The 25,428-nt window shown below is 73.1% G+C and carries 23 protein-coding genes; 17 read left to right on the plus strand and 6 right to left on the minus strand.

Features of this window, described 5'->3' with window-relative positions; genetic code table 11:
* Positions 1–3: 3 nt before the first annotated feature.
* The 4 genes from ACZ5GP_RS04540 (at position 4) to ACZ5GP_RS04555 (ending at position 5,155) form a co-directional block, all read left to right on the plus strand.
* Positions 4–1,353, plus strand: a complete 1,350-nt coding sequence (locus ACZ5GP_RS04540) for an NYN domain-containing protein (RefSeq protein ID WP_468749358.1) — start codon at positions 4–6, stop codon at positions 1,351–1,353.
* 268 nt (positions 1,354–1,621) lie between these two features.
* Positions 1,622–2,668 carry a C40 family peptidase gene (locus ACZ5GP_RS04545; RefSeq protein ID WP_468749359.1) on the plus strand — a complete coding sequence of 349 codons (1,047 nt, stop codon included), beginning with the start codon at positions 1,622–1,624 and terminating at the stop codon, positions 2,666–2,668.
* Positions 2,669–2,879: 211 nt separating this feature from the next.
* A complete protein-coding gene (locus ACZ5GP_RS04550; RefSeq protein WP_468749360.1) occupies positions 2,880–3,905 on the plus strand; it encodes a C40 family peptidase in 1,026 nt (341 codons plus the stop codon).
* 38 nt (positions 3,906–3,943) lie between these two features.
* Positions 3,944–5,155 carry a hypothetical protein gene (locus ACZ5GP_RS04555; RefSeq protein WP_468749361.1) on the plus strand — a complete coding sequence of 404 codons (1,212 nt, stop codon included), beginning with the start codon at positions 3,944–3,946 and terminating at the stop codon, positions 5,153–5,155.
* Here the strand turns inward: ACZ5GP_RS04555 and ACZ5GP_RS04560 are convergent.
* Positions 5,112–6,359, minus strand: coding sequence for a glycosyltransferase 87 family protein (locus ACZ5GP_RS04560; protein ID WP_468749362.1), 1,248 nt, complete (start codon positions 6,357–6,359; stop codon positions 5,112–5,114). The genes ACZ5GP_RS04555 and ACZ5GP_RS04560 overlap by 44 nt on opposite strands.
* A 108-nt stretch (positions 6,360–6,467) precedes the next feature.
* Here ACZ5GP_RS04560 and ACZ5GP_RS04565 point away from each other — a divergent pair, with 108 nt between their 5' ends.
* Positions 6,468–7,610, plus strand: a complete 1,143-nt coding sequence (locus ACZ5GP_RS04565; protein WP_468749363.1) for a glycosyltransferase family 4 protein — start codon at positions 6,468–6,470, stop codon at positions 7,608–7,610.
* A gap of 489 nt (positions 7,611–8,099) precedes the next feature.
* Here ACZ5GP_RS04565 and ACZ5GP_RS04570 read toward each other — a convergent pair whose 3' ends face one another.
* Complete coding sequence (locus tag ACZ5GP_RS04570; RefSeq protein WP_468749364.1) at positions 8,100–9,896, minus strand: AMP-dependent synthetase/ligase; 1,797 nt, start codon at positions 9,894–9,896, stop codon at positions 8,100–8,102.
* A 298-nt stretch (positions 9,897–10,194) separates the two neighbouring features.
* Here ACZ5GP_RS04570 and ACZ5GP_RS04575 point away from each other — a divergent pair, with 298 nt between their 5' ends.
* From ACZ5GP_RS04575 to ACZ5GP_RS04600, 6 genes are all read left to right on the plus strand, one after another.
* A complete protein-coding gene (locus ACZ5GP_RS04575) occupies positions 10,195–10,965 on the plus strand; it encodes a metallophosphoesterase family protein (protein WP_468749365.1) in 771 nt (256 codons plus the stop codon).
* Positions 10,966–11,041: 76 nt separating this feature from the next.
* Positions 11,042–11,482 carry an SRPBCC family protein gene (locus ACZ5GP_RS04580; protein ID WP_468749366.1) on the plus strand — a complete coding sequence of 147 codons (441 nt, stop codon included), beginning with the start codon at positions 11,042–11,044 and terminating at the stop codon, positions 11,480–11,482.
* A gap of 41 nt (positions 11,483–11,523) precedes the next feature.
* Positions 11,524–12,684 (plus strand): ArsA family ATPase, encoded by a 1,161-nt coding sequence (locus ACZ5GP_RS04585; RefSeq protein WP_468749367.1) that lies wholly within the window; start codon positions 11,524–11,526, stop codon positions 12,682–12,684.
* A gap of 34 nt (positions 12,685–12,718) precedes the next feature.
* Positions 12,719–13,204, plus strand: a complete 486-nt coding sequence (locus ACZ5GP_RS04590) for a DUF5304 domain-containing protein (protein WP_468749368.1) — start codon at positions 12,719–12,721, stop codon at positions 13,202–13,204.
* Positions 13,205–13,256: 52 nt separating this feature from the next.
* Positions 13,257–14,210 (plus strand): ROK family glucokinase, encoded by a 954-nt coding sequence (locus ACZ5GP_RS04595; RefSeq protein ID WP_358584230.1) that lies wholly within the window; start codon positions 13,257–13,259, stop codon positions 14,208–14,210.
* 109 nt (positions 14,211–14,319) lie between these two features.
* Entirely contained in the window at positions 14,320–15,084 is a 765-nt protein-coding gene (locus tag ACZ5GP_RS04600; protein WP_468749369.1) for an endonuclease/exonuclease/phosphatase family protein, read from the plus strand.
* Between the two features lie 15 nt (positions 15,085–15,099).
* Here ACZ5GP_RS04600 and ACZ5GP_RS04605 read toward each other — a convergent pair whose 3' ends face one another.
* The gene (locus ACZ5GP_RS04605; RefSeq protein WP_468749370.1) at positions 15,100–15,783 is read right to left on the minus strand and encodes a hypothetical protein; all 684 of its coding nucleotides are present in this window, start codon (positions 15,781–15,783) and stop codon (positions 15,100–15,102) included.
* Positions 15,776–16,555: an alpha/beta hydrolase gene (locus tag ACZ5GP_RS04610; RefSeq protein ID WP_468749371.1), complete on the minus strand. Its 780-nt coding sequence runs from the start codon at positions 16,553–16,555 to the stop codon at positions 15,776–15,778. Before ACZ5GP_RS04610 ends, ACZ5GP_RS04605 begins: the two co-directional genes overlap by 8 nt.
* 158 nt (positions 16,556–16,713) lie before the next feature.
* On the opposite strand from ACZ5GP_RS04610, the gene ACZ5GP_RS04615 reads away from it, so the two are divergent.
* The 5 genes from ACZ5GP_RS04615 to ACZ5GP_RS04635 all read left to right on the plus strand — a co-directional run bounded on the left by ACZ5GP_RS04615 (position 16,714) and on the right by ACZ5GP_RS04635 (position 21,807).
* Entirely contained in the window at positions 16,714–17,469 is a 756-nt protein-coding gene (locus ACZ5GP_RS04615) for a lysophospholipid acyltransferase family protein (RefSeq protein ID WP_358584221.1), read from the plus strand.
* Positions 17,470–17,554: 85 nt separating this feature from the next.
* The gene (macS, locus tag ACZ5GP_RS04620) at positions 17,555–18,796 is read left to right on the plus strand and encodes a MacS family sensor histidine kinase (RefSeq protein WP_468749372.1); all 1,242 of its coding nucleotides are present in this window, start codon (positions 17,555–17,557) and stop codon (positions 18,794–18,796) included.
* Between the two features lie 92 nt (positions 18,797–18,888).
* The gene (locus ACZ5GP_RS04625) at positions 18,889–19,542 is read left to right on the plus strand and encodes a response regulator (RefSeq protein WP_468749681.1); all 654 of its coding nucleotides are present in this window, start codon (positions 18,889–18,891) and stop codon (positions 19,540–19,542) included.
* A 134-nt stretch (positions 19,543–19,676) separates the two neighbouring features.
* Positions 19,677–20,714 carry a 6-phosphofructokinase gene (locus ACZ5GP_RS04630; protein ID WP_468749373.1) on the plus strand — a complete coding sequence of 346 codons (1,038 nt, stop codon included), beginning with the start codon at positions 19,677–19,679 and terminating at the stop codon, positions 20,712–20,714.
* 88 nt (positions 20,715–20,802) lie between these two features.
* Positions 20,803–21,807, plus strand: coding sequence for a 2-hydroxyacid dehydrogenase (locus ACZ5GP_RS04635; RefSeq protein WP_468749374.1), 1,005 nt, complete (start codon positions 20,803–20,805; stop codon positions 21,805–21,807).
* Here the strand turns inward: ACZ5GP_RS04635 and ACZ5GP_RS04640 are convergent.
* Both ACZ5GP_RS04640 and ACZ5GP_RS04645 read right to left on the minus strand, forming a co-directional pair.
* Entirely contained in the window at positions 21,750–23,648 is a 1,899-nt protein-coding gene (locus ACZ5GP_RS04640; RefSeq protein WP_468749375.1) for an anthranilate synthase family protein, read from the minus strand. The two genes, ACZ5GP_RS04635 and ACZ5GP_RS04640, sit on opposite strands and share 58 nt — an antisense overlap.
* Positions 23,649–23,757: 109 nt before the next feature.
* Positions 23,758–23,817, minus strand: coding sequence for a trp operon leader peptide (locus ACZ5GP_RS04645; RefSeq protein ID WP_106977022.1), 60 nt, complete (start codon positions 23,815–23,817; stop codon positions 23,758–23,760).
* Positions 23,818–23,977: 160 nt separating this feature from the next.
* On the opposite strand from ACZ5GP_RS04645, the gene ACZ5GP_RS04650 reads away from it, so the two are divergent.
* Entirely contained in the window at positions 23,978–25,330 is a 1,353-nt protein-coding gene (locus tag ACZ5GP_RS04650; RefSeq protein WP_468749376.1) for a class II 3-deoxy-7-phosphoheptulonate synthase, read from the plus strand.
* The last annotated feature ends 98 nt before the right edge of the window (positions 25,331–25,428 follow it).

The following is a 25,428-nucleotide window of genomic DNA, read 5'->3' on the forward strand; positions in this document are numbered from 1 at the left end:
CGGATGGTGGAGAGCGCGGGCGGGGAGCCGGACGACGGCACCGCTGAGGTGCTCGACCGTCCGCTGCCCGACGGGGTGCGCCGACGGGTCGTGCAGATCGTCTCGGACGGCTTCGGCGGGCTGACCATGGCGGAACTGCCCGCCCAGCTGAGGCAGTACGCCCGCTTCACGCCCACCCGGCGCGCCAAGTTCGCGGCCAACGCCATGGCGGCGGCCCTGGAGGGCGACACCCTCTTCCGCCAGCGCATCGGTGAGCGCCTCAGGGAGGCGCAGGCCGAGCTGGCCGCCGCCCTCGACGCGGGCACCCCGCCGCCGGCCGCCGACCCCCTGGACGTGGCCGCCGCGGCCTTCGTGCTGCGCCCGACCGGCTGGGTGAAGCTGGTGACCGCCGCGGGCGAGGAGGCCCAGCGGGCGGACGCCGAGCGCGTGCAGGAGGAGACCAGGGCCGAGCTGGAGCGGCTGCGCGAGGAGCTGGCCGCCGCCCGCGGCCAGACCAGGGCGGAGACGGAGCGGCTGCGCGCGGAGCTGGAAGCGGCGCGCAGGGAAGCCGAATCGATGCACCGCAAGCTGCGCGGGGCGCTCAGTGACGTCAAGCGCGGCGAGGCGGCGCTGCGCAAGGCGACCGCCGAGACCGAGGCGGTCCGCGCCGAGCAGCAGGCGCTCCTGTCCGCCGCCGAGAGCGAGACGCGGCGGCTCAAGGCACGGCTCGGCGAGACCGAGGCCGCCCTGGAGGCCAGCCGCAGGGCCGTCCGCGAGGGGCGCAGCGTGGAGGACATGCGGGTGCGCCTGCTGCTCGACACGGTCCTGGAGTCGGCCCAGGGGCTGCGGCGCGAGCTGGCCCTGCCGCCGGTCTCCGTGCGCCCCGCCGAGACCGTGGACGCCGTGGAGCCCGGCCGGATGTCCCCCAAGGACATCGCCGCCCGCGCCCTCTCCGAGAACGATCCGGCGATCTTGGACCAGCTGCTCGCGCTGCCCCAGGCGCATCTGGTCGTCGACGGCTACAACGTCACCAAGACGGGCTATCCGACCATGCCGCTGGAGAAGCAGCGGCTGCGCCTGCTCGGCTCGCTCTCGCAGCTCGCCCTCCAGTCGGGCGCCGAGGTCACCTGCGTCTTCGACGGCGCGGAACTGGCCGCTCCGGTGCTGCTGGCGCCGCCGCGCGGGGTGCGGGTGCTGTTCTCCAAACCCGGTGTCACGGCGGACGAGTTGATCCGCCAGCTGGTGCGCGCGGAGCCGTCCGGCAGGCCCGTGGTCGTCGTGTCGACCGACCGTGAGGTGGCCGACGGGATCGCGAAGGCGGGCGCGCGGCCGGTGGCTTCGGCGGTCCTGCTGAAGAGGCTTTCGCGGGGCTAAAGGGCCTGGTGCAACTCCTGAGCCGTATGCCCGAATTGGGCGTCGGCCGGAGTGGCGTAGCGTCAGAAGGACATCACCGGCTGTGCGTTATCGGTAAAGAATGCGCTTCGCGACCGATTTTTTGCCGACGTGATTTGAACTGATCACAAGAAGGTCACTAGGGTCACCCTTCGAACCCCCGCTCGGTTGATCACCCATCCGGGGTGGCGGCGGTGGTACCCGCCCGCCGCGTCTCGGTAGGCGGCCGGAGGAAGAAGGAGCCGCCCGAGTGGCGTCCCACCGTCGACCCAAGCAGCCGAGCCGCACTCGCGTGACCGTGCTCACCGCGACCGCCGCCGCTGCCGTGGCCCTCACCTCGCAGGGTGCCGCCCAGGCCGCGCCGAAGCCGGGCAAGGACGAGGTCAAGTCCAAGGTCGACAAGCTCTACGAGGACGCGGAGCGGGCCACCGACAAGTACAACGGGGCCAAGGAGAAGCAGGAGAAGCTGGAGAAGCAGATCGACGCTCTCCAGGACAAGGTCGCCAAGGGCCAGGAGCAGCTCAACGACCTGCGCGACGGCCTCGGCACGATGGCCAGTGCCCAGTACCGCTCCGGTGGCATCGACCCCTCCCTCCAGCTGTTCCTCTCCTCCGACCCGGACGACTACCTCGACAAGGCGTCCACCCTGGACCAGTTGAGCAGCCAGCAGGTCGAGGCGCTCAAGAAGATCCAGAAGAAGCAGCGGGACCTCGCGCAGCAGCGCAAGGAGGCCGCCGGCAAGCTGGACGACCTCGCCGACACCCGTACGGAACTGGGCAAGAAGAAGCGCGAGGTCCAGGGCAAGCTCGGCGAGGCGCAGAAACTCCTCAACACCCTGACGGCCAAGGAGAAGTCGGACCTGGCCGCCAAGGAGAAGCAGCGCGCGAGCCGTGCCGCCGACCGCGCCGCCGACAAGCCCGTGGACCTCGGCAAGGAGGCCCCCGCCTCCGGCCGCGGCGCCGCCGCCCTGAACGCCGCCGCCACCCAGCTCGGCAAGCCGTACGTCTCCGGCGGCACCGGCCCCAACTCCTTCGACTGCTCCGGGCTGACCCAGTGGTCGTACGCCCAGGCCGACGTCTCCATCACCCGGACCACGTACACGCAGCAGAACGACGGCACCAAGATCGGCCGCGGTGAACTGAAGCCCGGCGACCTCGTGTTCTTCAACAACCTCGCGCACGTCGGCCTCTACGCCGGCAACGGCCAGGTGCTGCACGCCCCCAAGCCGGGCGCCGTGGTGCGCTACGAGGCGATGGAGTACCTCGGCGACTTCCAGTTCGGCGTCCGCGTCGCCTGACGTCAACACGCCTGCCGCACCGTCCGAACGGGCGAATTACGGCACCTCCCGCTGACCCCCGCGCCCCGCTGATGACCTGCGTCTGAGGCGGGGCGTCGCGCTGTCCGCACCCATCCGGGTCGTTGGCCGCCGGGTATCCGCACGGCTACTGTCGGCGCGCATTCCCCCGGGCCGGCCGGGGGTCCTCCAGCGGAAGGGAGAGCGGCTACCCGTGGTGTCCCATCGCCGTCCCGCCCGTCCCGGCATCGACCGGAGCACGCGCGCCACCGTCCTCACGGCCGCCGCCGCCACCGCGGCCGTCGCTCTCGGCGGCGTGCCCGCGGGCGCGGCACCGCGGGACAAGCCGTCCGACACCCGCTCCATGGTGGACCGGCTGTACGAACAGGCCGAGCAGGCGACCGAGGCCTACAACAAGGCCGACGAGCGCGCGGACAGGCTGCGCGCGCAGGTCGAGCGGGCCAGGGACAGCATCGCGCGCGGCCAGCAGCGGATCAACGAGATGCGCGGTTCGCTCGGCGCGCTCGCCGGGGCGCAGTACCGCGAGGGCGGCATCGACCCCACGCTCCAGCTGATGCTCTCCTCCGACCCGGAGGGCTACCTCGACAAGGCCACGACCCTGGACCGCGTCAGCACCCGGCACGCGGGCCGGCTCGCCGATCTGCGCCGGGCGCAGCGCGGCCTCGCCCAGCAGCGCACCGAGGCGGGTCACAAACTCGTCGAGCTGGAGAGGAGCCGCGCCGTCGTCGCCCGCCACAAGCGCACCGTCGAGCACAAGCTCGCCCAGGCCAGGCGGCTGCTCAACGCGCTGCCGAGCAAGGAGCGCGAGGCCCGCGAGAGATCCTCGCGCACCAGCGGCCGCGAGGACCTGCCACAGCCCGGCGCCGCTCCCTCCGCCCGGGCCGCCGCCGCCCTCGCCGCCGTCCGGTCCGCCATCGGCCGCCCCTACGTGTGGGGCGGCAACGGACCCTCCGGTTTCGACTGCTCGGGCCTCATGCAGTGGTCCTACGCCCAGGCCGGCGTCGGCCTGCCGCGCACCTCGCAGGCCCAGCGGTACGCCGGACGGCAGGTGCCACTGGCCCAGGCGCGGCCCGGTGACCTCGTCGCCTACCGCGACGACGCCAGTCACATCGGGATGTACGTGGGCAACGGCCAGGTGGTGCACGCCCCCCACCCCGGCGCACCGGTCCGCTACGACCCCGTCGGCATGATGCCGGTCTCCTCCGTGACCCGGATCTGACCGCGGGGCGCCCGCCGCCGCCCCGTACGATCGGGAAGATGGCCGGTGGCGGGCGTGGGTCGTGGGCGGTGGCGCTGTGCGCCGCGCTCTGCCTCGCCCTGCTGTCCGGCTGCGGAGCCGACCCCGTACCGGACGCCGCCGCCGGGGACGTCCGCAGACTCCTGGAGCGGCGCGCGCACGCGGTCCTGGACCGGGACGAGCAGGCCTACGACCGCACCGAGCGGCGGGCGGCCGGCGCGCCCCGTCCGCCGGATCTCCTGGCCCGCGTGCGCGCCCTGCCGCTGGACTCCTGGGACTACCGCCTCAAGAGCCTGCACCGCACCGGTTCCCGGGCCACCGCGAGCGCCGAACTGCGCTACCGCCTCAAGGACCACGACCGCGCCCCGCGCACCGCCGCGCGCACGTTCACGCTGGAACGGCACGGCGGGCAGTGGTACGTCACCTCCGAGCGGCCCGCACGGCAGGCGGGCGAGCAGCTCTGGGACCAGGGGCGCGTCGCGGTCGTGCGGGGCCGGCACAGCCTCGTCCTCGGGGTCGGGCACAGCGCCGAGGAGCTGCGCGGCCTCGCCGGTCCCGCCGACCGGGCGGTGCCCGCCGTGCGGGACGCCTGGCCGGGCGCGTGGGCGGGGAAGGTCGTCGTCATCGTGCCCCGCTCCCTGAAGGACATGGCGGACCTCCTCGGCGCGCCGGTGTCCGGCTACCGGGGGATAGCGGCGGTCACCACCGGCGAGGCGGGCGGCTCGGGGCGCGCCCCGGCGGACCGGATCCTCGTCAACCCCGAGGCGTACGGCATCCTCGGGGACCTCGGCAAACAGGTCGTCCTGACCCACGAGACGGCCCACGTGGCGACCCGCGCGCACACCTCCGGGGCCACCCCGCTCTGGCTCTCCGAGGGCTTCGCGGACTGGGTCGGCTACCGCGGCACGGACCGCACCGCGCGGCAGGCCGCGCCCGAGCTGCGGCGGGCGGTGCGCGGCGGCCGGCTGCCCGGCGCGCTGCCCGAGGACGAGGACTTCGGGTTCGACGACGACACCGGCCGGCTGGCCCAGTCGTACGAGGGCGCGTGGCTGGCCTGCCGGATGATCGCGGACGGGTGGGGCGAGCGGAAACTGACGGACTTCTACCGGGCCGTCGGGGAGCACGACCGGCGGGCGGGCGCGGTCCGGGACGCGCTGCGGGACGTCCTGCGCACCACCCCGCGCGACTTCACGGCGCGCTGGCGCACGTATCTGCGCTCGGAGCTGGGCTGACCCGCCCCGGCGCGGTCCCGCCCGCCCGCTCGCGTGGCTCGGACAGGCTCTGGCGCCACAGGGTGCGGCAGGCCAGCAGCGTCGCCGCCACCAGCAGGCCGTTGCGTACGCACATCAGGGCGACGCCCAGCAGGTCGCCGGCCACGACGTGCGAGAACCACACCGGAAACTCCAGGAACGTCACGAACGTGGCCACCAGCACCAGGCGGACCGGCAGCTCCATGCGGCTCGTGCGGAACGCCAGACACACGGCGGCCGCGCCGACCAGCCACAGCATGTACTGCGGGCTGATCACCCGGCTCGTCACGGTGAAGAGCAGCACGGCCACGAAGGCCGCGTCCGCGAGGGTGTTCGCCGCCCGGGCCCGGGCGTACCGCCGCCACGCGACGAGCCAGCTCAGGGCCGCCGCCGACAGGAGCTGCGCCGCCGCGCTCACCAGGGGGACATACGGGCCGAGGAACTCCACCGAGCCGTAGTTGAGCCGGACCTCGCCCCGCCAGCCGAGGTGGCGCCCGACGTGGAAGACGAGGGCCCCGAGGGACTCCACCTCGGTGCCGCGGTCACGCTGGAAGGTGAGGAACGCGAGCGCCCCCGGCATCGCCACGAGGAACACCAGCGCGGCGCCGAGCGCGGTGCCCGCCGCGGCGGACCAGGACCGTCGCGTCACCCGCCCGCGCGGGGTGCCGACGAGCAGCAGCACCGGCCACCCCTTGAGCAGTGCCCCGAACCCGGCGAGGGCCCCCGCGACCCGGGGCCGGCCGGCCCCCGCGAGCAGCGCGGCGACCGCGACGGCGGTCACCATCACGTCGTAGCGGGCGTACACGGTCGGGCCGAGCAGGGGCACGCCCACGACCCACACCCACAGGCCGCGCGGCGACTTGTCGGGCCGCCGTCCCGCGTACAGGAGCAGCCCGCAGACCGCCGTGTCCGCGAGGAAGGCGAGGACGAAGAAAGCCGAGGTGTAGTCGAGGAAGGGCAGCAGGGCGGGGGAGAGGACGGCGAGGGCGGCGGCGGGCGGGTACTGCCAGGTGACGTCGTCGAGCGGGAAGGTGCCGGTGCGCAGGACCTCGTACCAGCCCTGGTAGATGACCGAGACATCGCTCGTGACGTCCGGGCCCGGGACGACGAGCACCCGGAACACGCAGAGCAGCAGGAGGATCCTGGTCGGGGCCCAGACGGCCAGGATGCGTGTTGTGCCTGCCATGCGCGCCTCGCCCCTTTTCGCATGCTTCATCACGATTCGTGGAGTCATGATGCCGGGTGGGACCGGCGGCGGACGAAGAGGCCGGGCCGTTCGGTACTGTCGTGCGCGATGCACAAGACCCTGATCGTCACGAACGACTTCCCGCCCAGGCCCGGTGGCATCCAGGCGTTCCTGCACAACATGGCGCTGCGCCTGGACCCCGAGCGGCTCGTCGTCTACGCGTCCACCTGGAAGCGCGGCCGCGAGGGCGCCGAGGCCACCGCGGCCTTCGACGCCGAGCAGCCCTTCAAGGTCGTCCGGGACCCCACGACGATGCTGCTGCCCACCCCGCGCGCCACCCGCCGCGCCGTCTCCCTGCTGCGCGAACACGGCTGTACGTCGGTGTGGTTCGGGGCGGCCGCGCCGCTCGGGCTCATGGCGCCCGCACTGCGCAGGGCGGGCGCCACGCGGCTCGTCGCCACCACGCACGGCCACGAGGCCGGCTGGGCCCAGCTGCCCGCCTCGCGGCAACTCCTGCGGCGGATCGGCGAGTCGACGGACACGATCACCTACCTCGGCGAGTACACGCGCTCGCGCATCGCCGCCGCGCTGACGCCGGCCGCCGCGGATCGCATGGTCCAACTGCCGCCCGGGGTCGACGAGAAGACCTTCCACCCGGGGTCCGGGGGAGACGCCGTGCGGGCCCGGCTCGGCCTGAGCGACCGCCCCGTCGTGGTCTGCGTCTCGCGGCTCGTGCCGCGCAAGGGGCAGGACACGCTGATCCTCGCCATGCCGAGGATTCTCGCCGCGGAGCCGGAGGCGGTGCTCCTGGTCGTCGGCGGCGGCCCCTACGAGAGCGACCTGCGCAAGCTGGCCGCCGAGACCGGCGTCGCGGACTCCGTGCGCTTCACCGGCGCGGTGCCGTGGGAGGAGCTGCCCGCGCACTACGGCGCCGGCGACGTCTTCGCCATGCCGTGCCGGACCCGGCGCGGGGGCCTGGACGTCGAGGGCCTCGGCATCGTCTACCTGGAGGCGTCCGCGACCGGGCTGCCCGTCGTCGCCGGCGACTCCGGCGGGGCGCCGGACGCGGTCCTGGACGGGGAGACGGGCTGGGTCGTCCGGGGCGGCGCCCCCGAGGAGGCGGCGGACCGCGTCACCGCGCTGCTGGCGGACGCGGAGCTGCGCGCCCGCATGGGCGAGCGGGGCCGCGCCTGGGTGGAGGAAAAATGGCGCTGGGACCTCCTGGCGGAACGGCTCCGCGCCGTGCTCTAAGGGTTGCCAGTCCCCCGACGGCCGTCGTGGGCCGCTCGCGCAGTGCCCCGCGCCCCTGAGGCAGGGCCTGCGCCCCGCCCATCGAGGAAGCGGGCGCAGCCCGCCTTCCAGGGGCGCGGGGAACGGCGCGAGCAACCGAAGGAAACCGGAAGCCGCGAGACGGCAGACCCCCCACGGCGGGTGGGCGCCCCGAGCCGCAGCCAGTGCCCTCAGGGGCGCAGGGCTGCGGCCGGGGGTTGTCGCTCACCCGACGGCCGTCGTGGGTTGCTCGCGCAGTTCCCCGCGCCCCTGAGGCAGGAGCGCCGCCCCGCCAACGGGAAGGCGGGCGCAGCCCGCCTTCCCGGGGCGCGGGGAACGGCGCGAGCAACCACAGAACCCCGAAAGCCGCGAGACGGCAGACCCCCCACGGCGAGTGGGCGCGGAAAGCACGTGAGACCGGGAGCCGCCCCTCAAGCGGCCCCCCACGGCGAGTGGGCGCACCCGCCGACGCTACCCGCGGTAAATCGCTTCGATCTCGTCCGCGTAATCCTTCGCCACCACGTTCCGCTTCAGCTTCAGCGACGGCGTCAGATGCCCGGACTCCTCCGTGAACTGCGAGGCCAGCACCCGGAACTTGCGTACGGACTCCGCCTTGGAGACCGCCGCGTTGCCGTCGTCCACCGCGCTCTGGATCGCCGCGAGCAGATCCGCGTCGTCGCGCAGGGAGGCGGCCGTCGACCCGGCGGGCTTGCCGTGCTCGGCGGCCCAGCGGCCGAGGAACTCGTCGTCCACGGTGACCAGCGCGCCCACGAAGGGGCGGCCGTCGCCGACGACCATGCACTCGGCGACCAGCGCGTGCGCCCGGATGCGGTCCTCGATCACGGCCGGGGCGACGTTCTTGCCGCCGGCGGTGACGATGATCTCCTTCTTGCGGCCGGTGATGCGCAGATAGCCGTCCTCGTCGAGGGTGCCGATGTCGCCGGTGTGGAACCAGCCGTCGGCGAGGGCCTCTTCGGTCGCGCCCTCGTTGTTCCAGTACCGCGAGAACAGGTGCTCGCCGTGCAACAGCACTTCCCCGTCGTCGGCGATCCGCACCACCGAGCCCGGCAGCGGCTGGCCGACCGTGCCGATCTTCTGGCGGTCCCACGGGTTGAAGGCGGTGGCCGCGCAGGACTCGGTCAGGCCGTAGCCCTCGAGGACCGTGAAGCCGATGCCGCGGAAGAAGTGGCCGAGGCGCTCGCCGAGCGGGGCGCCGCCGGAGATCGCGTACTCGCCGCGGCCGCCGAGCACCGCGCGCAGCTTGCTGAAGACCAGCTTGTCGAAGATCTTGTGCTTGATCCGCAGGCCGAGGGAGGGCCCCGAGGGGGTGTCGAGCGCGCGGCTGTAGGCGATCGCCGTGTCCGCGGCCTTGTCGAAGATCTTGCCCTTGCCGTCGGCCTGGGCCTTGGCGCGGGCGGAGTTGTAGACCTTCTCGAAGACGCGCGGGACGCCCAGGATCATGGTCGGCCGGAAGGAGGCCAGCTCCTCCGTGAGGTTCTTCACGTCGGGCGCGTGGCCCAGCTTGATCGGCGCCATCAGCGCGGCGACCTCGACCAGGCGTCCGAAGACGTGGGCCACGGGAAGGAAGAGCAGGACCGAGCACTCGCCCGTGCGGAAGAGGGGCTTGAGGCGCTCCACCACATTGCCGCACTCCGCGAAGAAGCTGCGGTGCGTCAGGACGCAGCCCTTGGGGCGGCCCGTGGTGCCGGAGGTGTAGACGATGGTGGCCGGGTCGTCGGCCTTGGCGACCGCGCTGCGCTCGTCGACCGTCTGGTCCGAGACCTCGGCGCCCGCGCGGTGCAGCTCCTCGACGCCGCCCTTGTCGATCTGCCAGACGTGGGCGAGGGCGGGCAGCCCGTGGCGGACGGACTCCACGGCGGCGGCGTGCGCGTCCAGTTCGACGACGCAGGCCACGGCACCGGAGTCACCGAGGATCCACTGGATCTGCTCGGCCGAGCTGGTCTCGTACACCGGCACGGTCACCGCGCCGGCGCTCCAGATGGCGAAGTCGAGGAGCGTCCACTCGTACCGGGTACGGGACATCAGGCCGACGCGGTCGCCCGCTCGCACGCCGGCGGCGATCAGCCCCTTGGCGGTGGCGCGCACCTCGGCGAGGAAGGTCCTGGCGTCGACGTCCTGCCAGCTGCCGCCGACCTTGCGGCCGATGACGGCGACCTCCGGGTGCTGCGCGGCGTTTCTACGGACGATGTCGGTCAGATTGCCGTCCGCGGGGACCTCGTACAGGGCCGGAAGGCTGAACTCGCGCAAGACTGCTGCTCCTACATAGGGCGCCGGCGCCACGACGTTGTGTGCTGCGACGGTGCGGTCCAAGATCGGGCAGGTGCTCAGTCGAGTGGGGGGCTGAGCACTACTGGACTGCCCGGACGTTACCCACCGGTATGGCTTGTTCGGTAGGGGGGCGGGCCCAGATGTTCGGTGCGTCACACGTCGCCGTTGGTCTGAACCGCACAGTACGCCACCCCCTTCCCGACTCGGAAGTAACCGCAGGTCCGGCCGTGGGCCCGGGCCCTACCGCCGGTCGGGCGGCCGTCCTAGGGTGATCCGCATGCCAGCTTTCCGGGTCCATGTGGTCAGTGACGTGCACGGCAACGCGGCGGACCTCGCCCGCGCGGGGGACGGCGCCGACGCGCTCGTCTGCCTGGGCGATCTCGTGCTCTTCCTGGACTACGCCGATCACTCGCGCGGCATCTTCCCCGACCTGTTCGGCGCACGGAACGCGAGCAGGCTGGTCGAGCTGCGCACCGCCCGCCGCTTCGAGGAGGCCAGGACGTTCGGCGCGCGGCTGTGGGCGGGCGTCGACCGCGTCCCGGCCATCGAGCGCGCGGTCCGCAAGCAGTACGCCGAGCTGTTCGCCGCCTTCCCCACCCCGACGTACGCCACCTACGGCAATGTCGACATGCCGGCCCTGTGGCGTGAATACGCCGGTCCCGGCACCACCGTCCTGGACGGCGAGCGCGTGGAGATCGGCGGCCGCGTCTTCGGCTTCGTCGGCGGCGGCCTGCGCACCCCGATGCGCACCCCCTACGAGATCGGCGACGAGGAGTACGCCGCCAAGATCGAGGCCGTCGGCGAGGTCGACGTCCTGTGCACCCACATCCCGCCGGACGTCCCCGAGCTGCTCTACGACACCGTGGCCCGCCGCTTCGAGCGCGGCAGCCGGGCCCTGCTCGAAGCCATCCGCAGGACCCGCCCCAGGTACGCGCTCTTCGGCCATGTCCACCAGCCCCTGGTCCGGCGCATGCGCGTCGGCGCCACCGAGTGCGTGAACGTGGGCCACTTCGCCGGGTCCGGAAGGCCCTGGGCCCTGGAGTGGTGAGCCGGCGGCGCGCGGTAGCCTTCACGCGGCAGACGTCCCGTCCCGGACCCGGACCGCATCTGGAGGAGCCACAGCGATGGCGGAACACACCAGCTCGACCATCATGATCGAGGCGGCCCCCGCCGAGGTCATGGGAGTGATCGCCGACTTCGCCCGCTACCCGGACTGGACGGGAGAGGTGAAGGAGGCCGAGGTCCTCGCCACCGACGAACGCGGCCGCGCCAAGCAGGTCCGCCTCGTCATGGACGCCGGCGCGATCAAGGACGACCAGACCCTCGGCTACACCTGGACGGGCGACGACCAGGTCAGCTGGACCCTCGTCAAGTCCCAGATGCTGCGCTCCCTGGACGGCTCCTACCTCCTGCGCCCCGCCGGCACCGGTACCGAGGTCACCTACCGGCTGACCGTCGACGTCAAGATCCCGATGCTCGGCATGATCAAGCGCAAGGCCGAGAAGGTCATCATCGACCGGGCGCTCGCGGGGCTGAAGAAGCGGGTCGAGTCCAAGGAGACGTGAGCAGGCGGCCCGGCAGGGCCGCTGACGTAGCGTTCACCCTTATGCGCACCCTCCTCGTCACCGGCCCCGGCGGCTCCGGACGGACCACCGTCGCCGCCGCCACGGCGCTCGCCGCCGCACGCGCCGGCCGGCGGACGCTCGTGATCGGCGCCGACCGCGCCGACACCCTCACCGCGGTGCTCGGCGGCCCGGCCCCGCATCCGAACCTCACCGTGCGGCGCCCCGCCCCCGACGACCGCTTCCGGGACGACCTGCTCGCCCTGCAGGAACGTGCCTCCGCCGGCCTGGACCTGCTCGGCGCCGAACGGCTCGACGGCGAGGAGCTGACCCCGCTGCCCGGCGCCGAGGAGCTGGCCCTGCTGCGCGCCCTGCGTGACGCCGCCCGCGAGGACGCCCACGACACCGTGGTGCTCGACCTGCCGCCCGCCCCCAGCGCCCTCGCGGTGCTCGCCCTGCCCGAACAGCTCCGCCGCTACCTGCGCAGGCTGCTGCCGCCCGAGCGGCAGGCCGCCCGCGCCCTGCGCCCCATGCTCGGCCGCCTCGCGGGCGTCCCGATGCCGGCCGCCTGGCTGTATGGGACCGCCGCCCGCTGGGAGGACGAACTCACCGCCGCCCAGGCCGTCATCGAGGCCCGCGGCACCACCGTCCGCCTGGTCGCCGAGCCGGGTCCGGCGGGCGCCGACGCCGTGGCCTCCACCGTCACCGGCCTCGCCCTCCAGGGCCTGCGCACCGACTGCCTGATCGCCAACCGGCTGCTGCCCGACACCTCCGCGGACACCTGGCTCGCGGGCCTCTCCGCCCAGCAGCACAAGACGCTGGCCGCCTGGGAGAGCGCGTACGACACCGTCGCCCGGGTCCCGCACCTCGGGCGCGACCCGCGCGGCGCCGACGACCTCACCGCCCTCGGCGTGCCCGCCCCCGCGGCCGCACCCGCCCCCACCCAGTGGCCCGTCACCGAGACGGCCGACGGCGAGGGAAGCCACACGTACGTATGGCACCTCCCGCTCCCCGGCGCCGTGCGCGAGGGGCTGGGCCTGATCCGGCGCGGCGACGAACTCGTCGTCACCGCCGGCGCCCACCGCCGCATCGTCGCCCTGCCGTCCGCGCTGCGCCGCTGCACCGTCGCGGGGGCCGGGCTGCACGAGGGGGAGCTGCGCGTGCGGTTCACTCCCGACCCCCAGCTGTGGCCGCGCGGGCGGTGAACGGGGTGCCGCCATTCGGGTAACGTCGAGTGGTATGAGCGATGCCAGCGAGCGCGAAGCCCCCGAAGCTCCCGGACCGGACGTCGACGCCGACGCCTGGGAACAGGCGTGCGCCGAGGACCTCGCGGCGGAGCGGGCCCGCCGCCGTGCCCAGTACGGGACGCCGCCCGGATCGGCCGCCGAGGAGCTGCGCAAGCTCGTCGACGCCGTCTCCGAGAAGCTCGCCGGGCTCCAGGCGCCGCTGCTCGGCGCGGTCGCCCAGGGCGCCGTCGAGCAGACCGTGCGGCAGGTCGTCCAGCAGGCGAAGGCCGCGGTCGAGCCGGTCATCGAGCGCAACCCCGACGTCTTCGACCACCTGGCCGCCGCCGGATCCGAGCTGCTCGCCGCCTACCGCTCGGCGGCCCGCGGCCAGGAGGGCCGCTGGACGCGGGGCGAGGCCCCGCGGGCCCCGGAGCGCGAGCGCGGCACGGACCACGGCGACGAGGAGCCCCCGGCCGCGGAACACATCGATCTCGACTGACCCCCCTCGGGTACGGTGGGCCGTAGCGGGGCTCGATCGAACTGAGGGATTCATGGGACTCACCATCGGCGTCGACATCGGCGGCACCAAGATCGCGGCCGGAGTGGTCGACGAGGACGGCAACATCCTCTCGACATTCAAGGTGCCGACCCCTGGTACTTCCGAGGCCATCGTCGACGCGATCGCCTCCGCGGTGGAAGGCGCGCGGGCCGGTCACGACATCGTCGGCGTGGGCATCGGTGCCGCCGGCTACGTCAACCGCCAGCGCTCCACGGTCTACTTCGCGCCGAACATCGACTGGCGGCAGGAGCCGCTCAAGGACGAGGTCGAAAAGCGCGTGGGCCTGCCGGTCGTCGTGGAGAACGACGCCAACGCCGCGGCCTGGGGCGAGTACAAGTTCGGCGGCGGCAAGGGCCACCGCAACGTCATCTGCATCACGCTGGGCACCGGCCTCGGCGGCGGCATCATCATCGGCAACAAGCTGCGCCGCGGCCACTTCGGCGTGGCCGCCGAGTTCGGCCACATCCGGATGGTGCCGGACGGGCTGCTCTGCGGCTGCGGCAGCCAGGGCTGCTGGGAGCAGTACGCCTCCGGGCGCGCCCTCGTGCGCTACGCGCGCCAGCGGGCCAACGCGACACCGGAGAACGCCGAGTTCCTGCTCTCGCTGGGGGACGGCACGCCCGAGGGCATCGAGGGCAAGCACATCTCGATGGCCGCCCGACAGGGTGACGCCGTGGCCATCGACTCCTACCGTGAGCTGGCCCGCTGGGCCGGTGCCGGTCTCGCCGACCTGGCCTCGCTCTTCGACCCGTCCGCGTTCATCGTCGGCGGCGGCCTCTCGGACGAGGGCGAGCTGGTCCTCGACCCCATCCGCAAGTCCTTCAAGCGCTGGCTCGTCGGCGCCGCCTGGCGCCCCGAGGCCCAGGTCATCGCCGCCCAGCTGGGCAACAAGGCAGGTCTGGTCGGCGCGGCGGACCTGGCGCGGGAGCCCGACCCGGTCATGTGACCCCGCGGCGGGGGGCGCGGTCGATCGCGCCGCGCGCCCCCGTCCCCGAACGAACGCCGGACAGGGCGGACGACCTCCGCCTGCCCGGCGTTCGCGTATCTTGATCGTCATGTCGACGAGCCCGACCCGTACGCTGCCCGACTCGCGCACCGAAGGGGACGGTTCGGCCGTCGTCCGGGTGCTCAGCTACAACATCCGCTCGATGCGCGACGACACCGACGCGCTCGCCCGCGTCATGGCCGCCTGCGCCCCCGATCTCGTCCTGATCCAGGAGGCGCCGCGGTTCTTCCGCTGGCGCAAGAAGCTCGCCCGGCTCGCGCACGCCGCCGACCTGGTGATCCTCTCCGGCGGCGGCTCCGCGGCCGGGCCCGCGCTGCTCTGCTCGCTGCGGGCGAGCGTCGAACGGACCGAGGACGTACTGCTGCCGCTGACCCCGGGGCTGCACCGGCGCGGCTTCGCGACCGCCGTCGTCCGCTTCGGCGGCGCCCGCCTCGGCGTCCTGAGCTGCCACCTCAGCCTGCAGGCCGACGAGCGGCGCGCCCAGGGCGCGATGCTGCTCGAGCGCCTCACCGCCCTCGGCGTGGAGCACGCGGTCGCGGGCGGCGACCTCAACGAGCGGCCTCAGGGGCGTACGTTCCGCGGGCTCGCGGCCGAGCTGCGGGACTGCTGGACGGCGAACCCGTGGGGCGGCGAGCACACCTCGACCCCCGAGGACCCGCACCAGCGCATCGACGCGATCTTCGCGACGCCCGGGATCGAGGTCCTCGGCTGCGGCGTGCCCTCGCACCTGCCCGGGGTGACCGAGGCGGACTTGCGGGCGGCCACGGACCATCTGCCGGTCCTGGCCGCCCTCAGGGTGCCGCCCGCCCGGTAGACGGCGGCCCGGCCCTCAGACGACCGCGCCGCGCCCCGGGTCGTCGTCCTCCTCGTCGTCCCCGCCGTTCATCCGCACCACGAGCGTGGCGAAGCCGCCGAGGAAGCCGCCGATGCCGAGGGTGGTCAGCCACCACGTCATCTGCCAGCCGAGCAGCACGGCGAGCAGGATGAGCAGCGGGCCGCCGAGCACGGCCAGCCAGGCGAACTTGGCCGTCACGTCGGCCTCGGGCAGCGGCGGCGGCTCCGGCGGCACGAAGTGACCCTCGTCGTCCGCGTCGAAGTCGTCCTCGGAGGGTTCCGGGACCGTGTGGTCGCGGGGGCCGCCGACGCCGGGCGCGAAGGAGACGGAGCTGCCGAGCGGCTTGCCCGCGCCGGGCCCGGTGTCGTCCTTCGCGGCCGAGCTGTCCTCGGCCTCCTTGCCCGGGTCCTTGGTGCGGGCGCTCGCGGGGCCGTCCGCCGGGCCGTTCGACTCCGGTTCCAGGAGCGCCAGGTCCTCGACCGACTTGAAGGGCTTCGCGCCCGGCGGGTCCGCGGGCTCCTCGCCGTAGGCCGCGACGATCGCCTGCCAGGCGGCGTCCTCGTCCAACGGCAACCCGTCGCCGGAGGGCTCGCTCCGGTCGGGCCCGCGAGCGCCGTCGCGGTTCTCCTCACGGCTCTCGTCGCGGCTCTCGTCGCGGTCCGCCTCGTGCTCAGCCACCGGTGGCCGTCCCTTCCTCGCCGACGCTGGGGGCGAGCCGGTCGATGAACGCGTGGCTCTCCTCGAAGATCCGGTCCGCGTCATGGTCCAACGTCGCCACGTGGTAGCTCTGTTCCAGCAGGATCTCGGTGACGTCCGTGGACGAGACGCGGCTGAGGACACGGGCCGAGTCGACGGGCGGCACCACGTGGTCCCGCGGGCTGTGGAGCAGCAGCAACGGCTGGGTCACCTGCGGCAGTTCACCGTCGACCAGCCGCAGCAGGCGGCGCATGGAGTGCGCCGCGTGCAACGGCACCCGGTCGTAGCCGATCTCCACCGGGCCGTCCTTGGCGATGTCGCTGGTGATGCCCTTCGTCGTCCGTACGAGGTGCCGGGCGACCGGCAGCGCGTAGGGGGACAGGCCGTGCAGCTTGTTCGCCGGGTTGACCAGGACGATGCCGCTGATCGCGTCGCCGTGCCTGGCCGCCAGCCGCAGCGTGAGCGTGCCGCCCATGGAGAGGCCGCAGACGAAGACCCGCGAGCACCGCTCCCGCAGGACGCGCAGCTCGCGCTCCACCTCCGCGTACCAGTCCTGCCAGCCGGTGACCTGCATGTCCTCCCAGCGGGTGCCGTGCCCGGGAAGGAGCGGCAGCGAGACGGTCAGACCCCGCTCGGCCAGGAACTCGGCCCAGGGGCGCAGCGACTGCGGGGATCCGGTGAAGCCGTGGCAGAGCAGGACGCCGACCTCGCCGCCATCGTGGCGGTACGGCTCGGCTCCGGGGAGGACCGGCACCTTCGGTCTCCTTCGTGAGATGTGGCAAGGGGGGTAAGGAGTACCTCACCGTACGCGACCGGACTGACACCGACCAGGGTCGTCGGGCCCATTGGCCGTACCCCGGGTTAAGGTCTGATCCACAGAAACAGGAGGCACTCGGTTTGATCTACGGCGCAATGAAGGTTGCCATCGGAGGGCCGCTGAAGCTCGGCTTCAGGCCCTGGGTGGAGGGCCTTGAGAACGTCCCCGCCGAAGGCCCCGCGATTCTCGCGAGCAACCACCTCTCGTTCTCGGACTCCTTCTTCCTCCCCGCGGTCCTCGACCGCAAGGTCACCTTCATCGCCAAGGCGGAGTACTTCACCTCACCCGGGGTGAAGGGCAAGCTCACCGCCGCCTTCTTCAAGGGCGTGGGCCAGCTGCCCGTCGACCGCTCCGGAGCGCGCGGCGCGGGCGAGGCGGCCATCAAGAGCGGCATCGAGGTCCTGGAGCGCGGCGAGCTGTTCGGCATCTACCCCGAGGGCACCCGCTCGCCCGACGGACGCCTCTACCGCGGCAAGCCCGGCGGCCTCGCGCGCGTGGCGCTCGCCACCGGCGCGCCCGTGCTGCCCGTGGCCATGATCGACACGGAGAAGATCCAGCCGCCCGGCAAGGTGCTCCCCAAGCTGATGCGCCCGGGCATCCGCATCGGCAAGCCGCTCGACTTCCGCCGCTACCAGGGCATGGAGCAGGACCGCTTCGTGCTGCGGGCGCTGACGGACGAGGTCATGTACGAGATCATGAAGCTCTCCGGCCAGGAGTACGTCGACATGTACGCGACGGCCGCGAAGCGGCAGATCGCCGACGCGGCGAAGGCCGCCAAGGCGGCCGAGAAGGCAGCGGCCGACAAGGCGGCGGACAAGCAGCGGCAGGACGAGGAACGTTCCGGCTCCTAGCGGCGTCCGTTCAGGGGGCGGGAAGACGGCGGGAAGACGGCGGCGGGGGACGGCGCCGGGGCACGGGGACGCGGGGGACGGGGTCGTGGTCAGGCGCGAGAGAGTCATGAGGATGTCGGTCGAGCAGCCGCTCTGGCGCGCGCTCGCCGGCTACCGCGTCCTGACGATGCTCTACGCGATCGGCCTCTTCTCGACGGCGCACGAGAGACCCGACCGCCCCTGGGTGGCCATCGCGTACTACGTGGTGCTCGCCGGCTGGACGCTCGGCTCGCTGCCCCGCGTGGCCGGCGCCGCGAGCTGCACCCGGCGGTTCCTCGTCACCGACCTGACCGTGGCCCTCGTGGGCATCCTGCTCACGCCGCTCGCCGACGCGCACCAGCGGATCGTCAACGGCGGGCCGACGCTGCCCTCCATATGGACCGCCGGCGCCGTCCTCGCGTTCGCCATCAAGGGCGGCTGGCGCTGGGCGGCCCTCGCCTCCCTGCTGGTGGGCGTCGCCAACGTCGTGCAGCGCGGCGCGTTCAGCCGCGACACCGTGCACAACGTCCTGCTCGTGTGCATCGCCTCCATCGCCATCGGCTACGTCGTGGAGGTGGCCCGCGCCTCCGAGCGCACCCTGGCACGCGCCCTGGAGATCGAGGCCGCGACCCGTGAGCGCGAGCGCCTCGCCCGCGACATCCACGACAGCGTCCTCCAGGTCCTCGCCATGGTGCAGCGGCGCGGCACCGCCATCGGCGGCGAGGCCGCCGAGCTGGGCCGGCTGGCGGGCGAGCAGGAAGTGGCGCTGCGCACCCTGGTCGCCGGCGGCCTGGTGCCCGCCTCGCGCGCCTCGGAGGACGCCGCCCAGGGCGCGCTCGTACGCCTGGTCGAGGAAGTCGACGAGGAGCCCGACGACACGGCGCCCCGCGATGTGCGCCCGCTCCTCGCCCCGCACGCCGGAGCGAAGGTGACCCTGTCCGAACCGGGCGCCCCGGTGCTCCTCGCGCCGCCCGCCGCCCGGGAGCTGGCGGCCGCTGTCGCTGCCGCACTGGACAATGTCCGCAGACACGCCGGAGCGGACGCCCACGCCTGGATCCTGGTCGAGGACGAGCCGGGCGAGGTCATCGTGACGGTCCGGGACGACGGACCGGGCATCCCGGAGGGCCGGCTCGCCGAGGCCGAAGGGGAGGGGCGCCTCGGCGTCGCCCTGTCGATCCGGGGGCGGCTGCGGGACATCGGGGGCACGGCGGAGCTGCTCTCGGTGCCGGGCCAGGGCACGGAAGTGGAATTGAGGGTCCCGCGCGAAGCGGCACGGGACACCCGGGGGAAGGCAGGAAGGACACGATGAGCGAGCAGCAGCGACAGCAGGCCGGGCGGGTGCCCGCGGAGGCCGGCGGCGGCCCCGGACGGACGGCGGGCGGCGCCGCCGCCATCAGGGTCATGGTCGTCGACGACCACCCGATGTGGCGCGACGCGGTCGCCCGCGATCTCGCCGAGGCGGGCCTGGACGTGGTCGCCACCGCCGGGGACGGCGAGCAGGCCGTCCGCCGCGCACAGGCCGCCGCCCCCGACGTGCTCGTCCTGGACCTGAACCTCCCCCTGAAGCCCGGCGTCCAGGTCTGCAAGGAGCTGGTCGCCGCCAACCCCGCGCTGCGCGTCCTCGTCCTGTCGGCGAGCGGCGAGCACGCCGACGTCCTGGAGGCGGTCAAGTCGGGGGCCACCGGCTATCTCCTGAAGTCGGCGTCCACGGAGGAGCTGATCGACGCCGTGCGCCGCACGGCCGTCGGCGACGCGGTCTTCACCCCGGGCCTCGCGGGCCTGGTCCTCGGCGAGTACCGCCGGCTGGCCACCGAGCCCGCGACCGGCACCCCGGACGACCCGAAGGCCCCGCGCCTCACCGACCGGGAGACGGAGGTCCTGCGCCTGGTCGCCAAGGGCCTGAGCTACAAGCAGATCGCCGAGCGCCTGGTCATCTCCCACCGGACCGTGCAGAACCACGTCCAGAACACCCTGGGCAAGCTCCAGCTGCACAACAGGGTGGAGCTCGTGCGGTACGCGATCGAGCGCGGCATCGACAGGGCCGACGACGCCTGACCCCTCGTACGAGTGAACGCCCCTGATCAACTCCCTTATCCAGGTGGGGAATTGACCGTACGCCCCGTCCCCGGGTGACCTGGATCACCATTAGCGTGACTCGCGTCAGGTCACTGAGGCGAAGGGACTCTTCCATGGGGGCCAAGAAAATCGGCGTACTGACCGGCGGCGGCGACTGCCCCGGGCTCAACGCCGTCATCCGGGGCATCGTCCGCAAGGGCGTGCAGGAGTACGACTACGACTTCGTCGGGTTCCGGGACGGCTGGCGCGGTCCGCTGGAGGGCGACACCGTCCCGCTCGACATCCCCGCGGTCCGCGGCATCCTGCCGCGCGGCGGCACCATCCTCGGCTCCTCGCGCACCAACCCGTTCAAGGCGGAGAACGGCGTGCGGCGCATCAAGGAGAACCTCGCCAAGTACGAGGTCGACTCCCTCGTCGCGATCGGCGGCGAGGACACGCTCGGTGTCGCCGCGCGCCTCACCGACGAGTACGGCGTCCCGGTCGTCGGCGTCCCGAAGACCATCGACAACGACCTCTCCGCCACCGACTACACCTTCGGCTTCGACACCGCCGTCGGCATCGCCACCGAGGCGATCGACCGCCTGCACACCACCGCCGAGTCCCACATGCGGGTCCTCGTCGTGGAGGTCATGGGCCGGCACGCCGGCTGGATCGCCCTGCACTCGGGCCTCGCCGGCGGCGCCAACGTCATCCTCATCCCCGAGCAGCGCTTCGACGTCGAGCAGGTCTGCGCCTGGGTGACCTCGCGGTTCAAGGCGTCGTACGCACCGATCGTCGTCGTCGCCGAAGGAGCGATGCCCAGGGACGGCGAGATGGTCCTCAAGGACGGTACGCAGGACTCCTTCGGGCACGTCCGGCTCTCCGGGGTCGGCGAGTGGCTCGCCAAGGAGATCGAGGGACGCACCGGCAAGGAGGCGCGCACCACGGTCCTCGGCCACGTCCAGCGCGGCGGCACCCCGAGCGCCTTCGACCGCTGGCTCGCCACCCGCTTCGGCCTGCACGCGATCGAGGCGGTGCGCGACGGCGACTTCGGCAAGATGGTCGCGCTGCGCGGCACGGACATCGTCCGCGTCCCGATCGCGGAGGCCACGGCCCGCCTGAAGACGGTGGACCCGGCGCTGTACGAGGAGGTCGGCGTCTTCTTCGGCTGACGGCGAGGGCACCCCCACCGGCCCGAGGGACGGCACCCCGGCCCGGCCCGGGGTGCCGTCCCGGTCGGCGCTCCCTAGACTCACGCCCATGGAGATCCTCGCATTCGGCGTGCAGTCGGACGAGAAGCCGCTGCTGGAGAAGGCCTTCGAGGGACACCACGACGTCCGCTGCCTCGACGTCTTCCTCGACGAGGACACCGCTCCCATCGCCGCGGGCTACGAGGTCATCTCCTCCAGCGTCAACGCGACCCTGGACAACCGCGTCCTGCAGACCCTCGCGGCCGGCGGCACGCAGATGATCGCCCAGCGCTCCACCGGGTTCAACAACATCGACCTCCAGGTCGCCGAGCGCCTCGGCCTGACCGTCGCCCGCGTCTCGTCCTACTCGCCGTACTCCGTGGCCGAATTCGCCTGGACGCTCGCGATGGCCGTCAACCGCCGCATCGTCCGGGCGAGCAACCGCACCCGCGACTTCGACTTCCGCCTCGACGGGCTGATGGGCCGCGATCTGCGCGGCCGCACCGTCGGCGTCCTCGGCACCGGCAGGATCGGCGAGGCGTTCACGCGGATCGCGCACGGCTTCGGCATGCGCCTGCTCGGCTGGGACGCCGTGCCCAACCAAGCCTGCGTCGAGCTGGGCATGACGTACGTGGCGAAGGACCGGCTCTTCGCCGAGGCCGATCTGCTCAGCCTGCACGTGCCGCTGCTCCCCTCCACGCAGCACCTCCTGGACGCGGCGGCGCTGCGGGCGATGAAGGACGACGCGATCCTGGTGAACTCCAGCCGCGGCGGACTCATCGACACCGAGGCCCTCGTCGCCGAGCTGCGCGCCGGGCGCTTCACGGGCGTGGGCCTCGACGTGTACGAGGCGGAGGCGGGCCTGTTCTTCCTCGACAAGTCCCTGGAGGCCATGGCGGACGACACCCTGGCCCGCCTCGTGACGTTCCCGAACGTGCTGGTCACGTCCCACCAGGCGTACTACACCGCGGACGCCGTCGGCCAGATCATCGACACCACCCTGGCCAACGTCCTGGACTACGTCGAGGGCCGCCGCAGCGAGAACGTCCTGGTCCCCGCCGTGGACAGGACCTGACCGAGCAGCTCCCGCACGACCTCGGTGCCGCGCAGCGTCAGCACCGACTCCGGATGGAACTGCACGCCCGCGAACGAGTCCCCGCGCAGCGCGTGGACCGCGCCGCTCGCCGGGTCCCTGCTGACCTCCACGCCGCGCGCGGCCAGCTCCGCCGCCGCCGCGTCGTCGCAGTGCGCCACGAAGCTGTTGTAGAACCCCACCGTCTCGGTCCGCCCGAACAGGTCGACGTCGCTCTGCGCGCCCTGGTACGGCACGTCCTTCCGGACGATCTCCAGACCCAGTTCCGCCGCGATCAGCTCGTGCCCGAGGCAGACGCCCAGCACGCCGTGCTCGTGGGCGGCGAGCACCTCCGCCGTCAGGGAGCGCAGGAACCGCATCTTCGGGTCGGCGAGGTCGGACGGGTCGCCGGGCCCGGGGCCGAGCACGACGGGCCCCCGGTGCGCGAGCACCGCCTCCCGCAGCCCCGCCTCGTCGTACCGCCGCACCGATACGTCGAGCCCCAGGGAGCGCAGGACGTGCGCGAGCATCGCGGTGAACGTGTCCTCGCCGTCCACGACGAGCGCGCGCCCGGTCAGCTCATGGGCCGGCTCCTGCATCCGCAGCCAGAACGGCGCCAGGTGGGCGCGCCGCCCGTCCAGAGCGGCACGCACGCGTGGCTCGTCGGCGAGGGCGGGGCGCACGTCCTCGTGGCGCGGCCGCCCGGGGCGTACGCCGAGGGCGGCCAGCACGCCCGCCGCCTTGGCGTGGGTCTCCGCGACCTCGCCCGCGGGGTCCGAGCCGCGCACCAGCGTCGCCCCGACCGGCACCCGCAGCCTCCCGGCGGCACTGATGTCGGCGGTGCGGATCAGGATGGGGGAGTCCAGGGTCTGCGCGCCGCCCGCGTCCCGGCCGACGAGCGCGAGGGCGCCGGCGTAATAGCCCCGGCCCCCGGCCTCGTGGCGTTCGATGACGCGGCAGGCGTTCTGCACGGGCGACCCGGTGACGGTCGCCGCGAACATGGTCTCCTTCAGGACCTCCCGCACGTCCAGCGAGGACTTGCCGCGCAACTCGTACTCGGTGTGCGCGAGGTGGGCCATCTCCTTCAGGCGCGGCCCGATCACGACCCCGCCCCTGTCGCCGACGGTGCACATCATCTTGAGCTCCTCGTCGACGACCATCGACAGCTCCTCGATCTCCTTGCCGTCGGCGAGGAAGGCCAGCAGGTCGTCGGCGGTCGGCCCGTCGGCCGGGTAGCGGTAGGTGCCGCTGATCGGGTTCATGACGACCGTCCCGCCCGACATCCGCACGTGCACCTCAGGGCTCGCCCCGACGAGCGTGCGCTCCCCGGTGTGCACGACGTACGTCCAGTACGCCCCCCGCTCGCCGACCAGGAGCCGCCGGAAGAGCGCGAGGGCGTCCGCTCTGCCGAACCCCGGGATCTCGCCCTCGTAGGTCCGGCGGATGACGAAGTTTGCGCCCTCGCCCCGCCCGATCTCCTCGCGCAGGACGCGCCCGACGATGTCCGCGTACGCCGCGTCGTCCACGTCGAAGGCGCCGCCCTCGACCCGCACGTCGTGCGCGGGCAGCGCCGCCAGGGCCGCGTCGAGCGGCAGTTCGTGCGTCTCCTCGGGGGTGAGGACGGTCAGCGGCGTGCCGTCGTCGCGGACGTCGAAACCGCGCTCCCTGATCTGCCGGAAGGGCACGAGCGCGAGGCCCTCCGGGATGTCCGCCAGGCGGTCGTAGGTGGCCGTCGGGCCGATGAGGACCTCGACCGTGTCGTGGTCGCGGCCCGGCGTGCGGCGGCGCAGCAGGGCGAACGGGCGGTCGCGGCGGAGCAGGGCGGTGAGGACGGTCGGCTGCATGGGTCGGATTCCTTCTCACTCGAAGGAGGAACGGCCCGGCCCCGACGAGTGTCGGGAAACACAGAAGGCCGCCCCTCGGGCGGCCTTCGCGAGTCGTGCGTACGCGCAGTCAGTGGGCCGCCGGATGAGCGGGCCACCACCAGTTTCGCGTCGTCGTCTGCGCGTGCATGTCCGGCACCTTAGCGCATCATCTGCGGATCGAGGCGCCGGCCGGGGCGGACGTCGTACGCGGGCGGGCCGCGCGGGGCGGGCGCTCTTCCGTGTCTGCTCCGTCTCACTTGGTGAGCGGGTGAATGGACCGGTGCGTCCGACCCCGTAATGTTGACGAGGTGACCGTGAACGCTAAGACCACCGCAACCGGTGGCAACACCTGGCGAAACCTGCCCGCGGCGCAGCAGCCCGAGTACCCCGATGCCGAGGCTCTGCGCGATGTGATCGCGGACCTCGAGTCGTATCCGCCGCTCGTCTTCGCGGGCGAGTGCGACCAGCTGCGCGCCCGACTGGCCTCTGTCGCCAAGGGAGAGGCGTTCCTGCTCCAGGGCGGCGACTGCGCCGAGGCCTTCGACGCCGTGTCGGCCGACCACATCCGCAACAAGTTGAAGACCCTGCTCCAGATGGGTGCCGTCCTCACGTACGCGGCGTCCGTGCCCGTCGTGAAGGTGGGCCGTATCGCGGGGCAGTACTCCAAGCCGCGCTCCAAGCCGACCGAGACCCGCGACGGCGTGACGCTGCCGACCTACCGCGGCGACTCGGTCAACGGCTTCGCCTTCACCGAAGAGGCCCGGATCCCGGACCCCGAGCGCCTGAAGCGGATGTACCACGCCTCCGCCTCCACGCTCAACCTGGTCCGCGCCTTCACCACCGGTGGCTACGCCGACCTGCGCCAGGTGCACGCCTGGAACCAGGACTTCGTGAAGTCCTCCCCGTCCGGCCAGCGTTACGAGCAGCTGGCGCGCGAGATCGACAACGCGCTGCACTTCATGCGGGCCTGCGGCACCGACCCGGAGGAGTTCAAGACCGTCGAGTTCTACGCCTCCCACGAGGCGCTGCTGCTCGACTACGAAGGCGCGCTGACCCGCGTCGACTCCCGCACCGGCCGGCTCTACGACACCTCGGGCCACATGGTCTGGATCGGTGAGCGCACCCGCCAGCTCGACCACGCGCACATCGAGTTCGCCTCGCGGATCCGCAACCCCATCGGCATCAAGCTCGGCCCGACCACCACGGCCGAGGAGGCGCTCCAGTACATCGAGCGCCTCGACCCCGACCGCGAGCCCGGCCGACTGACCTTCATCGTCCGCATGGGCGCCGACAAGGTCCGCGACAAGCTGCCCGAGCTGGTCGAGAAGGTCACCGCCTCCGGCGCGACCGTCGCCTGGATCACCGACCCGATGCACGGCAACACCTACGAGGCGGCCTCCGGCCACAAGACCCGCCGCTTCGACGACGTGCTCGACGAGGTCAAGGGCTTCTTCGAGGTCCACAAGGCCCTCGGCACCCACCCGGGCGGCATCCACGTGGAGCTGACCGGTGACGACGTCACCGAGTGCGTGGGCGGCGGCGACGAGATCTTCGTCGACGACCTGCACCAGCGCTACGAGACGGCCTGCGACCCGCGGCTCAACCGCAGCCAGTCGCTCGACCTGGCGTTCCTGGTGGCGGAGATGTACCGCGACCAGTAGGTCCCCGGGACATACGCACGTGTGGGGCGCGGATCCATGTGATCCGCGCCCCACCGGCGTATCGGGGGCTTTTGTGGCCCCGGAGTCATGGGTAAGGT

It is taken from the genome of Streptomyces sp. NPDC031466 (assembly GCF_055581265.1).